This is a genomic window from Streptomyces sp. NBC_01171 (assembly GCF_045039805.1).
Classification (GTDB): Bacteria; Actinomycetota; Actinomycetes; order Streptomycetales; family Streptomycetaceae; genus Streptomyces.
This window is the reverse complement of the sequence record NZ_CP108609.1, coordinates 1,492,129-1,503,837: the sequence shown is the minus strand read 5'-3', so window position 1 is coordinate 1,503,837 and position 11,709 is coordinate 1,492,129. Positions and strand designations below refer to the sequence as shown.

The window sequence follows — 11,709 nt, the reverse complement described above, 5'->3', positions numbered from 1 at the left end:
GCGCGCCGCGGGCGGTGGGACGAGGAGAGCGGCGCCGCCCACCCCCGTGCCGGAGTACCGCGCGGTTCCGCCCGGCGTGGGGCCGTCCGGCAGAACCTGCACGTCGGTGTGGCGTGGCGGCTTCGAAGTCGCTGTGGGACCCCGCGACACTCTTACCGTTCTTACCTCTTCGTCCACCACCGGGCCCTCGGCACACCGCATGTCGCCTACGGGTTCCACCGCGCCGTGGGCGCGATCAATCCCGCATTCGTCCCGTACTCGAAGGAGCCGTCCGGTGTCCATCGGCAAGGAGACAGCCACGTGTCCGTTCGACTTCAGTGAGGCACTAGAGTTCGATCCCGCGCTCGCCGACCTGATGGGACGGGATTCCCCTGCCCGCGTCAGGCTTCCCTACGGCGATGCCGAGGCGTGGATCATCACCGGCTTCGACGCCGTCAAACGGGTGACCAGCGATCCCCGGCTGAGCCGGGCCGCGATCATCGGCCACGACTACCCTCGGCTGACGCCGGAGCCCATCGTCTCGCCCGAGTCGATCAACGTCATGGACCCGCCGCACAGCAGCCGTGTCCGCCAGTTGGCCTCGCAGGCCTTCACCCAGCAGCAGGCCGATGAGATGCGGCCCCGGATCGTCGACCTCGCGGACCGTCTTCTGAACGAAATAGAGGAACACGGGTCGCCGGCCGACGTGGTGGAACTGCTGGCCGACCCGCTTCCCCAGCACACCGTCCTGGAGCTTCTCGGTGTCCCGCGCGAGGACTGGCCGCGCCTTCAGGAGTCCGTGCTCCGGCTGCTGGTCGTCGGTGCCGGCAACAAGGAGGCCGCCGCGGAAGCGAAGGCCGACCTCACGGACTACTTCGGCGAGCTCGTCGAACTGCGCCGGAAGTCGCCGGGCGACGACATCATCAGCCTGATGGCCGCGGCCCGGGACGGCGAGGACTGTCTCAGCGACAGGGAACTGGCGGTCACCGCCCTGACGCTGGCACTCAGCGGCCAGGACACGGCGACCTGCCAGATCAGCAACATCATCTACCTCCTCCTCACCCGTCCCGAGCTGGCGGACCATGTCAGGAACCGGCCCGAGGACCTGACCGACGTCCTGAACGAGATGCTCCGCTACATCCCGTTCCGCAACGGGGTCGGAATCCCCCGGCTGGCTCTCGAGGACGTGGAGCTGGACGGTGCGCGGATCCGGGCAGGGGACTTCGTCCACGTGTCGTACCTGGCGGCCAACCGTGACCCGGAGCGCTACCCCGACCCGGACACCATCGACATCGGCCGGCCGAACCGTCCGCACATGACGTTCGGCTGGGGCGGGCACCGGTGCATCGCGGTGCCCCTGGCCATGACGGAACTCGAAGTGGCCATCGGGCGGCTCCTGGAACGCTTCCCCGGACTACGGCTGGCCGTACCCCCGGAGGAAGTGCGCTGGGACACCGCGACGATCCGTCGGTTCCCCCTGAAGCTGCCCGTGACCTGGTGACACCGGCTGCTCACCACCCCCGCTGCTCGGCCTGAGGGTGGATCTCCGCCGTCACCGGCCGCCCGCCGGGGGTGCGATGGGCCGACCGGCTGCGCGGCCCGCGGACCGAGTCCGGTCCGCGGGCCGCTGTCGGCTCGTCCGGACTTCTGGCGCGGTCCGTTGCGGGTCCGTGGCTGACCGGCGTGTTCGGACTGGCGCTGCCCACGCGAACGACGTCGGTCTCCTCCCCGGGGGCTCAGGGGCGGCGCCCGAAGACGACCAGCCGGAGCAGGGTGAAGCGCAGCACGGTCACCAGGGCGAGGCTTGCCACCAGCACCCAGGTCTCCGCTGCGGGCGAGGCATGGGGCCGCAGGTGGCGGAAGAGCAGGATCGCGCCGGTGGTGACCAGGTAGGCCAGGACGAACAGGGCGCCCGCCGCGAGATGCGCTCGAAGGACGCTCGCGGGGGAACCGCGGAAGGTCAGCCGCCGGTTCGCCTCGGTGTTGAGGACGGTGACGACGGCGAGCGAGGCGAGATTGGCCACCGGCGGAGAGGCACCATGGCGCAGCGACCAGTAGAGCAGGGCCTGGCCCGCCGTGGAGGCGACGCCGATCAGGACGAACCAGCCGGCCTGCACGGTCAGCGTGGTGTCGCCGGTACCGGTGAAGCTCTTCCGCTCGGTGCTGAAGCGTCGCACCCGTCCATCATGAGGTCCCGGTGCGAGGACGCGCGGGATCACCCCGGGCAGTGCATCGGCCGTTCCGGCCACGGGCTGACACCCGTTCGCCCCTTACGGCCGGGCAGCCGCCCCCACCTGTGACAGCTTCTCCGGAGCGCTTCACCGAGTCGCCGAGGACATCGGCCTCCGCGACACGGACCAGTGGGCGAGCGGACGCCGCTGCTTCGCCGCCCTCGCTCACCGCACCCCTTCCTGACCCGCTGCATCGAAGGCCAGGAGGGGGTGCGACGGCTTCCGCGTATCAGATGTCCCGGAAGATCTCGATCTGTGCGCCGATCGAGTTCAACCGCTCCGCCAGATCCTCGTACCCCCGGTTGATGACGTACACGTTGCGCAGCACCGACGTGCCCTCGGCGGCCATCATCGCCAGCAGGACGACGACGGCGGGGCGGAGAGCAGGGGGGCACATCATTTCGGCGGCGCGCCAGCGAGTGGGGCCCTCGACCAGGACGCGGTGGGGGTCGAGGAGTTGGAGGCGGCCACCGAGGCGGTTGAGGTCGGTGAGGTAGATGGCCCGGTTGTCGTAGACCCAGTCGTGGATGAGGGTCTGGCCCTGGGCGACGGCGGCGATGGCCGCGAAGAAGGGGACGTTGTCGATGTTGAGGCCGGGGAACGGCATGGGGTGGATCTTGTCGATCGGCGCCTCCAGCTTGGAGGGGCGGACCGTGAGGTCGACCAGGCGGGTGCGGCCGTTGTCCGCGAAGTACTCGCGGCTTCGGTCGTGGTCGAGCCCCATCTCCTCCAGGACCGCCAGCTCGATCTCCAGGAACTCGATCGGCACCCGGCGCACCGTCAGCTCCGACTCCGTCACCACGGCCGCCGCGACCAGGCTCATCGCCTCGACCGGGTCCTCGGAGGGGGAGTAGTCGACATCGATGTCGATGTTCGGCACACCGTGCACCGTGAGCGTGGTGGTGCCGATGCCCTCGACCCGTACGCCCAGGGCCTCCAGGAAGAAGCAGAGGTCCTGGACCATGTAGTTCGAGGAGGCGTTGCGGATGACGGTCACGCCGTCGTGGCGGGCCGCCGCCAGCAGCGCGTTCTCCGTCACGGTGTCGCCGCGCTCGGTCAGCACGATCGGGCGGTCCGGGCGGACCGTGCGGTCCACCACGGCGTGGTACTGGCCCTCGGTCGCCGCGACGTCCAGGCCGAACCGGCGCAGCGCGATCATGTGCGGCTCGATCGTGCGGGTACCGAGGTCACAGCCACCCGCGTAGGGCAGCATGAAGCGGTCCATGCGGTGCAGCAGCGGGCCGAGGAACATGATGATCGAGCGGGTGCGGACGGCCGCCTCCGCGTCGATCGCGTCCATCTCCAGCTCGGCCGGCGGGACCAGCTCCAGGTCCACGCCGTCGTTGACCCAGCGGGTGCGCACGCCGATGGAGTTCAGGACCTCCAGCAGGCGGTACACCTCCTCGATCCGCGCCACCCGGCGCAGCACCGTACGCCCCTTGTTCAGCAGGGACGCGCACAGCAGCGCCACACACGCGTTCTTGCTCGTCTTGACGTCGATGGCGCCGGACAGCCGACGGCCGCCGACGACCCGCAGGTGCATCGGACCCGCGTAGCCCAGCGACACGATCTCGCTGTCCAGGGCTTCACCGATCCGGGCGATCATCTCAAGGCTGATGTTCTGGTTGCCGCGCTCGATGCGGTTGACCGCGCTCTGGCTGGTGCCGAGCGCGTCCGCGAGCTGCGCCTGAGTCCAGCCACGGTGCTGCCGGGCGTCACGGATGAGCTTACCGATGCGTACGAGGTAGTCGTCTGACATGAGGTTGAGGTTATCTCAGATATGAGATCGAGCCTCCTGGGGGGTCCGTTCGGGTGACACGGGGTCAGCGGCGCTTGGTCGTGGTCTTGCGCCAGCCGAACGGGCCGGGCAGGTCCATCGAGGTCGTACGGCGTCCGGTGCTGCTGTGGGTGTGACGGGGACCGTGCTTGCCGCCGCCGGTCGTGATGGACCAGGAGTGGCGGTTGATGTTCAGTCGCACGCCGGGAAGGATGCGGAAGCTCTTGCGGAACGTCAGGCCCATGGCTGTCTCCTCCGATTGTCGGCGCTCCTGAGTGGCGCACAACCCGGATACCCCCATTCGGGGAACTGATGGCCGACGGCCCGCGCGGGGCCGGCCCGGGATCGCACGCGCTGTGCACCGTTCGCGGCCTGTGGCAAGGGTGTGACGGGTACGAACTTGTTTCCGGCAATCGCAGTCGTGATGATGGCGGCATGTCTGAGAACGGGGACCGGGGGGCGGGTTCGGGCATCGCGCCCGCGCAGGTGGCGGAAGTGGCGGCCCGGAGAAGGGAGTTCGCCGAGCTGCTCGGTGAGTTTCGCCGTACTCCCGTTCTCGTGCCGCTGGGCGGTGATCCGGGTGGCGAACAAGCGCTGCTGACCGCCGACTTCAACGGCATCCGCTTCATCCTGGCCTTCTCCGACGAGCAGGCGCTCGCCCGGTACGCCACCGCGCGTGGGGAGTCGGCGCGGGAGTGGGCGTATCAACGCGTTTTGGGTGCACGCCTGTTGGATGTGGCGGTGCCCGCGGCGGGCGTGCCGTGCGGGGTGGCGCTGGACTGTGCGGACGGGTCGGAGGGGATGGTGTTCCCGCCGGTGGCGGGGATCGTGCCGGACGGCGCGGCGGTGGATCTGGACGACGAGACGCGGCACGGGGGTGCGGTATGAGCGGCGAGGGCGGGATGGATCTCCAGGCGCAGGGCCTGGAGGAGATCGCCAAGGGCCTGACGGAGGCGCTGGGTGAACTGGGCGAGCTGGGCATGGTCGGCCGGGCCGGTGAGAGCTGATGGGGCTGGGGGACATCACCAACTCGGTGCTGGGCGGCGCCGAGGACCTGTACGACAAGGGTAAGAAGAAGGTCGGCGAACTGGTCGACTCCGGCACGGACAAGCTGGGCGGCGGGTTGGACCGCGTCGGCCTGCACGACTGGGCCGACGGGGTGGAGGACTGGGGCGACGAGGTCGCCTCCGATCTGGGCGCGATGCCGGGCGAGCAGCAGCTCGGCCAGACCGAGCAGGCCGACGAACTCGTGCACGGCAAGCCGGAGAAGATCCGTGAGAGCGCGAAGCACCTGAAGGATTTCCACGGGGCGTTCGACAAGGTCGGCTCGGGCCTGAAGAAGATCGACTCGGCGGGCTGGAAGGGCGAGGGCGGCGACGCCTTCCGCGAGAAGTTCGGCGTCCATCCCACCAAGTGGGCCCACGCGGCCGAGGCGTGCGGGGCGGCGGCGGCCGCGCTGGAACGGTACGCCGACACGGTCACCTGGGCGCAGAAGCAGGCGGCGGAGGCCGTCGAGCTGTACAAGAAGGGCACGAAGGCGTTCGACGACGCGGCGGACGACTTCGAGCGGAAGGCCGCCGCCTACAAGGCCAAGGCCGACGCGGGCGAGGACCCCGGCACGGCCCCGAAGCAGGACATGCAGGCGGGCAAGTCCGACCGCGACGCCGCCGCCACCAAGCTGAACGAGGCCCGCAAGCAGCGCAACACCGCCGCCGCCGACGCCCAGGGCAAGATCAAGGCTGCCCTCGCCCACGCCCCCGCAGAACCCCCGCCCCTCGAACGTCTCGGCCACGACTTCACCGACGGTTACCAGGCGGCCAACACTGAACTGACCCACGTGGTCGGCGGCGCCCTCAAGGGCACGGCCGGCCTGGTCAACTTCGCCCGCGGCCTCAACCCGACCGACCCGTACAACCTGACCCACCCGGCGGCCTACCTCCAGAACGTCAGCATGACGCTGTCGGGGTTGGTTTCCACGGCTACGCATCCCGAACGCACGGTGCAGGCCGTGGTGGACGGCCTGAAGAAGGACCCGTCGGAGTTCGTGGGCCGGCTGATCCCGGAGCTGGTGGGCACGAAGGGGACGGGGCTGGCGCGCGGCGGGCTCCGGCTCGCCATGAAGGAGGGCGCGGAGGAGGCCGCGAGCCAGGGCATCCGCCGTACCGCCCGGAACGTGGTGGAGAAGGACGCGGACGACGTGGCCCGGCGTCCGGGCGAGAAGATCTGCGAGAAGGACCCCGTCGACGTCGCCACCGGCCGCATGGTGCTGCCGCAGACCGACGTGGCGCTGCCGGGTGTGCTTCCGCTGCTGGTCAAGCGGCAGTTCGAGTCGTCGTACCGGCTCGGCGGCTGGTTCGGCCCCTCCTGGTCCTCCACGCTGGACCAGCGGCTGGAGATCGACACCGAGGGTGTGGTGTTCGTCGGTGAGGACGGCCTGGTCCTGGCCTACCCGCACCCGGCGCCCGGCGTGCCGACTCTGCCCGCGCACGGCCCGCGGTGGCCGCTGGACCGGGTGGAGGGCGGCTACACCCTCACCGACCCGGAGTCGGGGCACACGCGTCACTTCGCCGACCGCTCCGACACCCTCGCGGTCCTGGAGCAGCTCGACGACCGCAACGGCAACTGGATCACCTTCGAGTACGACGCCGACGGCGCGCCGAGCGCGCTCGTCCACAGCGGCGGCTACCACCTGGGGATATCCACCGCCGACGGCCGCGTCACCGCCCTCCGCCTCACGGACGCCGACCAGGAGCTGATCCGCTACGGCCACACCGGCGGCCACCTCACCGAGGTCACCAACTCCTCCGGCCGCCCCACCCGGTTCACCTACGACGACTCGGCCCGCATCACCTCCTGGACCGACACCAACGACAGCCACTTCACCTACGGCTACGACGACCAGGACCGCTGCGTCCACCAGTCCGGCGCCGCGGGCCACCTGCGCTCCACCTTCACCTACGGCGATCCGGACCCGGCCACCGGCGACACGGTCACCGCCATCACCGACTCCCTCGGCCACACCAGCCACTACCGCGTCAACCGCCACTGCCAGGTCGTCGCCGAGACCGACCCGCTCGGCGCCACCACCCGCTACCAGCGCGACCGCCGCAACCGCCTGTTGTCGGTGACCGACCCCCTCGGCCACACCACGGAGTTCCACCGCGACGCCGACGGCAACCCGGTGAAGGTGATCCGCCCCGACGGCCGCGAGGCCCGCGCGGAGTACGACGTGCTCGGCCTCCCGGTGAAGGTGACCCGCCCCGACGGCACCACCGTCCGCCAGAGCTACGACGACCGCGGCAACCTCACCTCGGTCACGGACGCGGCCGGGCAGACCACGCACCTCGCGTACGACGACGCCGGCCACCTCGTCTCCGTCACCGACCCGCTCGGGCAGACCACCACCATCGACACCGACCGCGCCGGCCTCCCGCTGCGCGTCACCGACCCGCTGGGCGCGACCACGTCCTACGAGCGCGACGCCTTCGGCCGCCCGGTCACGATCACCGACCCCACCGGCGCGGTGACCCGCCTGGAGTGGACGGTGGAGGGCCACCTGTCCCGCCGTACGGCGCCGGACGGCACGACCGAGTCGTGGACGTACGACGGCGAGGGCAACCGCACCGCCCACACCGACGCCCTCGGCGCGGTGTCCCGCTTCGAGTACACCCACTTCGACCTCCTGACGGCCCGCACCGGCCCGGACGGCGTGCGTCACGCGTTCACGTACGACACCGAGCTGCGCCTCACCGAGGTCACCAACCCGCAGGGCCTGAAGTGGAGTTACACGTACGACCCGGCGGGCCGCCTCGCGGCGGAGACGGACTTCGACGACCGCACGCTGACGTACGCCTACGACGCCGCGAGCCGCCTCACCGCCCGCACCAACGCCCTCGGCGAGACCATCGCCTTCGAGCGGGACGAGCTGGGCCGCACCGTCCGCAAGGACGCGGCGGGCGCGGTCACCACCTACGCCTTCGACCTCACCGACCAACTGGCCGAAGCGGTTGGCCCGGACGGCAGCACCCTCCAGATCCTGCGTGACCGCTACGGCCGTACCGTCTCCGAGACGGTCGACGGCCGCACGCTGACGTACACGTACGACGCCCTGGGCCGCCGCACCGGCCGCACCACCCCCACCGGCGCCACGACCACCTGGTCCTACGACGAGGCGGGCCGCCGCACCGGCATGGTCGCCTCCGGCCACAGCATCGACTTCACCTACGACGCGGCGGGCCGCGAAGTCGGCCGCCGCATAGGCGAGTCGCTGTCCCTGGAGCACTCCTTCGACGTGCTCGGCCGCCTGAAGCACCAGTCGGTTCGGACCGAGCGCGGCGGCCTCCTCCGCCACCGCGCGTACGAGTACCGGGCGGACGGCAACGTCACCCGCATCGACGACGACCTGTCCTCCCGCACCTTCGACCTGGACGCCACCGGCCGGGTCACGACGGTCCACGCGGCCGGCTGGACAGAGCGGTACGCGTACGACGAGGCGGGCAACCAGACCGAGGCGAGCTGGCCGTCGACCCACCCGGGCGGCGAGGCCACCGGCCCGCGCGCCTACACCGGCACCCGCATCACCCGGGCGGGCGGCATCCGCTACGAACACGACGCCCTCGGCCGCACGGTCCTCCGCCAGAAGACCCGCCTCTCCCGTCGCCCGGACACCTGGCGCTACGAATGGGACACCGAGGACCGCCTGATCGCGGTCACCACCCCGGACGGCACCCGCTGGCGCTACACCTACGACCCCCTGGGCCGCCGCACGGCGAAGCTCCGCATGGCGGGCGAGACGGTCGTGGAACGGGTGGAATTCACCTGGGACGGCACGACCCTCTGCGAACAGACGACGACCTCAACGGAGTTGCCGCACCCGGTAACCCTCACCTGGGACCACCAGGGCCTCCACCCCGTCACCCAGACGGAACGCATCACCTCCGCCACGTCCGACGCGGACATCGACTCCCGCTTCTACGCCATCGTCACCGACCTGATCGGCACCCCGACCGACCTGATCGACGAACAGGGCGAAACAGCCTGGCGCAACCGCAGCACGCTGTGGGGAACGACGGCATGGGCGGCGAACAGCACGGCGTACACACCGCTGCGCTTCCCCGGCCAGTACTACGACCCCGAGACGGGGCTGCACCACAACTACTTCCGGCATTACGACCCGCAGACGGCGCGGTACCTGAGTCCGGACCCGCTGGGGTTGCAGCCGGCACCTAATCCAGCGACTTACGTCGACAATCCTTATTCCTGGTCCGACCCATTGGGCCTGTCGCCTTGTGCGCGAGGTGGGTGGTCGGAAAAAGCGGACTTCAGTAGTCAGAAAGTCATGAGTAAGAAGTTCCATGCGCACGCGAGTGATTTTGTTGACAATCCAGGAAATCTGAACAAGGCTAATCTGCAGCGATTCCAGGATGCTATGCGCGATCATATGACGGCAGATGGAACGAAAATATATCGCTTCGACTACAGGAATCAGGGGTCGGCGGTAGGATTTATCGACCCGGCCACCCAGAAAATGGTCATGCTGCACTCGGATGGTAGATTCTGGTCAGCCTGGAAGCTAGGCGACAAACAGTTCCAAGGGATCGTCGACAAAGGGTTTTTGTGGTGACACGCTCAGGACACGAGGCGTCGGACCTCTCGGTGGTGCTCGATGCAGACGGAGCCTTCGACCCGGCTTGGCTGAAAGGGAAGTCGGTCGCGCCCCTGGCGGCGGGCTCACGGTTGGATGCCGCTCTGGCGCACCGGATGACGGCCGGTTGCCGCGCTGTCGGGGCTTCGCGTGTCATGTGGGCGCCGCTCGACGTCGACGAGCCCGTGGCGCGTAGCTCCGGCCTGCCTCTTGAGGCAGCCACCTTGAATGTCCGTCCCCCGTCCCTTCTGTGGACCCCGGGGTTGGAAGGAGCCATCCTCTTTCCGGCGAGTGGGTACGTGCTTGCGGCCGGCACGGCACCCTTTATGGCATCCGCGGTGGGTGAGGGAATCGACGAGGCGCGTACACGCTTCGCCCGTTACGCGCGAACACGAGCTGATCAAGCCCCTGAGCTGAACTCTGTGGCGGCCACCCACGCCTCCGCGCGGCGTGCGTGGTCCAAGCCTGCCGATGTTGAGCAAGGCAGTGCTGCAGCGCGACAACTCGAACTGCTGGGCCAGTTCACCGAAGGTGATCTCAGTGCGCGGAGCTTCGCTCAAAGATGGTGGGAAGCGCGCCGAGCCTCCCAGGCTGACGGCGAGCGTATCCGAGGTCCGCTCGAGGAAGTCTTCGATCAGGTATTCATGCTGCTGGAGGACTACGAGGTCGAACCGGATCTCGCTGAACCAGGTGACCTGTCGGATATGGAACTCCATGCAGCGGTGGCCGAATTGTGGAATCGATTCAGCAGTCGATGATCATGCGTCTGCTCAAGTGGGCTGACGGTTCATGCCGAGTGTCTCATTGAACCGGCATCCGGTTTCAGGCTCGCGAACGCCTGCCTGAGTCACTTCGACCGCACCCGGTTCGCCACCGAAGCGGACTGGCGCGAGGCGCTGCGGGCGAGTCCCGTCCGGGTCCAGTGGGATCCCGAACGGGATCTGCGGTTCAACCCGTTGCCTCACCGGGCCATTCAGATCGGGTTGTCGGGGAGCGCGGTGGCCCGGTACGTGGGCGACTGGATCGTCTCGGTCAGGGACGTGACACCACTCGCCCACGAGGTGCACGCGGCCGTGCGCGCGGGGGACGACGAAGCGGCTCGCGCACTGCTTCCCGTCGAGCGGCCGTATCCGCTGTCGGACGAGCTGACGGCACGCATCGGCTGAAGGAAGGCGTCCGGAGCGCTCCGGGCCTCCCGGGCGGGCCGGGCGGGTTCATCGAGGTCGTACGGCGTCCGGTGCTGTCGTGGGTGTGACGGGGACCGTGCTTGCTGCCGCCGGTCACCCCGCTCGCCTGCGCTCTTTCCGGCGTAGCGCCCGGCGCTCCTTCCCGGGGCGGGTCTGCGCCAGTTCGCCCACATCGCACAGCTCGTGGCCCCCGCCGACCCGGCACCACCACACCGCCCGCTCGTCCGCCCCGGTCCCCGCGTGCACCCCGGTGCGGTGCTCCGGGCACACCGGCCACACCTGCCACAACACCGCCTGGACCGTCTCCTGGACCGCCTCGGCGACGTCGGGCGCGAGGGGGTCCGTCACGCCGCCGTGCCAGCGGCCGTCGGGCAGGGCCGCGTGATACTGGTCCGGGATGTCCGCGTCGTCGGACGGGGTGCACATCAGCCGCATCGGCCCGGCCTCCGGCAGGGTCGCCGTCAGGTCGCGGTTGACCGCGTCGAGCGCGGCCTCGAGATCCGGGCGGGTGGCGAGGACGACCGGGCGGGGGTCCGGCACGGAGTCTCCGGCCGGGCGGTACGAGAAGTGGCTCATCCGGTGATCGTCCCAGTCGCCCCCGTGCGTGCGCGGTTCAGCGCCTCCATGGCGCGCCACTGGCCGTACACGTCGCCGTAAGGCTGGTGCATCAGGTACAGGTCGAGGTGGTCCAGGCCCAGCTTGGTCAGCGACGTCTCGAAGGCGCGGCGGGTGTCGCGCAGGGCGGAAACCACCGGACGACAATCCCGCCGCGGCTGATGCCGTCGTAACGGCTACCCCACCGTCTCCCCGGACGGCGGGGCCACGACGGCCACTCGGCCTTCGCTGCGAGAGGTCACCCGACATCCGGGCATGACCATCCAGCCCCCATGT

General features: G+C 69.8%; 10 protein-coding genes and 1 pseudogene. 6 read left to right on the top strand and 5 right to left on the bottom strand.

What is annotated here, in order from left to right:
* Window positions 1-274 precede the first annotated feature (274 nt).
* A complete protein-coding gene (locus tag OG448_RS06885) occupies window positions 275-1,480 on the top strand; it encodes a cytochrome P450 (RefSeq protein WP_405552023.1) in 1,206 nt (401 codons plus the stop codon).
* A gap of 235 nt (window positions 1,481-1,715) precedes the next feature.
* Here OG448_RS06885 and OG448_RS06880 read toward each other — a convergent pair whose 3' ends face one another.
* The 3 genes from OG448_RS06880 to OG448_RS06870 all read right to left on the bottom strand — a co-directional run bounded on the left by OG448_RS06880 (window position 1,716) and on the right by OG448_RS06870 (window position 4,231).
* A complete protein-coding gene (locus tag OG448_RS06880) occupies window positions 1,716-2,156 on the bottom strand; it encodes a GtrA family protein (RefSeq protein ID WP_405552022.1) in 441 nt (146 codons plus the stop codon).
* 283 nt (window positions 2,157-2,439) lie between these two features.
* Window positions 2,440-3,969, bottom strand: coding sequence for a helix-turn-helix domain-containing protein (locus OG448_RS06875; protein WP_405552021.1), 1,530 nt, complete (start codon window positions 3,967-3,969; stop codon window positions 2,440-2,442).
* A 64-nt stretch (window positions 3,970-4,033) separates the two neighbouring features.
* Entirely contained in the window at window positions 4,034-4,231 is a 198-nt protein-coding gene (locus tag OG448_RS06870; RefSeq protein ID WP_030802793.1) for a DUF4236 domain-containing protein, read from the bottom strand.
* A gap of 191 nt (window positions 4,232-4,422) precedes the next feature.
* Here OG448_RS06870 and OG448_RS06865 point away from each other — a divergent pair, with 191 nt between their 5' ends.
* Genes OG448_RS06865 through OG448_RS06845 form a run of 5 tightly spaced genes read left to right on the top strand, consistent with a single transcriptional unit; the run spans window position 4,423 to window position 10,797 of the window.
* Window positions 4,423-4,875 (top strand): hypothetical protein, encoded by a 453-nt coding sequence (locus OG448_RS06865; protein WP_405552020.1) that lies wholly within the window; start codon window positions 4,423-4,425, stop codon window positions 4,873-4,875.
* Window positions 4,872-4,994: a hypothetical protein gene (locus OG448_RS06860; protein ID WP_405552019.1), complete on the top strand. Its 123-nt coding sequence runs from the start codon at window positions 4,872-4,874 to the stop codon at window positions 4,992-4,994. The genes OG448_RS06865 and OG448_RS06860 overlap by 4 nt, the downstream gene beginning before the upstream one ends.
* Entirely contained in the window at window positions 4,994-9,610 is a 4,617-nt protein-coding gene (locus tag OG448_RS06855) for a putative T7SS-secreted protein (RefSeq protein WP_405552018.1), read from the top strand. The genes OG448_RS06860 and OG448_RS06855 overlap by 1 nt, the downstream gene beginning before the upstream one ends.
* On the top strand, window positions 9,607-10,389 hold the full coding sequence (locus tag OG448_RS06850) for a colicin immunity domain-containing protein (RefSeq protein WP_405552017.1): 783 nt from the start codon (window positions 9,607-9,609) through the stop codon (window positions 10,387-10,389). Before OG448_RS06855 ends, OG448_RS06850 begins: the two co-directional genes overlap by 4 nt.
* A 21-nt stretch (window positions 10,390-10,410) precedes the next feature.
* Window positions 10,411-10,797: a DUF4291 family protein gene (locus tag OG448_RS06845; RefSeq protein ID WP_405558711.1), complete on the top strand. Its 387-nt coding sequence runs from the start codon at window positions 10,411-10,413 to the stop codon at window positions 10,795-10,797.
* 114 nt (window positions 10,798-10,911) lie between these two features.
* Here the strand turns inward: OG448_RS06845 and OG448_RS06840 are convergent, their stop codons facing one another.
* Window positions 10,912-11,394, bottom strand: a complete 483-nt coding sequence (locus OG448_RS06840) for a hypothetical protein (RefSeq protein ID WP_405552016.1) — start codon at window positions 11,392-11,394, stop codon at window positions 10,912-10,914.
* A gap of 32 nt (window positions 11,395-11,426) precedes the next feature.
* Window positions 11,427-11,552: pseudogene (locus OG448_RS06835) on the bottom strand (aldo/keto reductase); the annotation flags it as partial.
* Window positions 11,553-11,709 lie beyond the last annotated feature (157 nt).

Bases quoted from the DNA above. Each gene is read 5' to 3' on its own strand.
- OG448_RS06870 (WP_030802793.1), bottom strand. From the start codon at position 4,231: ATGGGCCTGACGTTCCGCAAGAGCTTCCGCATCCTTCCCGGCGTGCGA.
- OG448_RS06855 (WP_405552018.1), top strand. From the start codon at position 4,994: ATGGGGCTGGGGGACATCACCAACTCGGTGCTGGGCGGCGCCGAGGAC.
- OG448_RS06860 (WP_405552019.1), top strand. From the start codon at position 4,872: ATGAGCGGCGAGGGCGGGATGGATCTCCAGGCGCAGGGCCTGGAGGAG.
- OG448_RS06840 (WP_405552016.1), bottom strand. From the start codon at position 11,394: ATGAGCCACTTCTCGTACCGCCCGGCCGGAGACTCCGTGCCGGACCCC.
- OG448_RS06865 (WP_405552020.1), top strand. From the start codon at position 4,423: ATGTCTGAGAACGGGGACCGGGGGGCGGGTTCGGGCATCGCGCCCGCG.
- OG448_RS06875 (WP_405552021.1), bottom strand. From the start codon at position 3,969: ATGTCAGACGACTACCTCGTACGCATCGGTAAGCTCATCCGTGACGCC.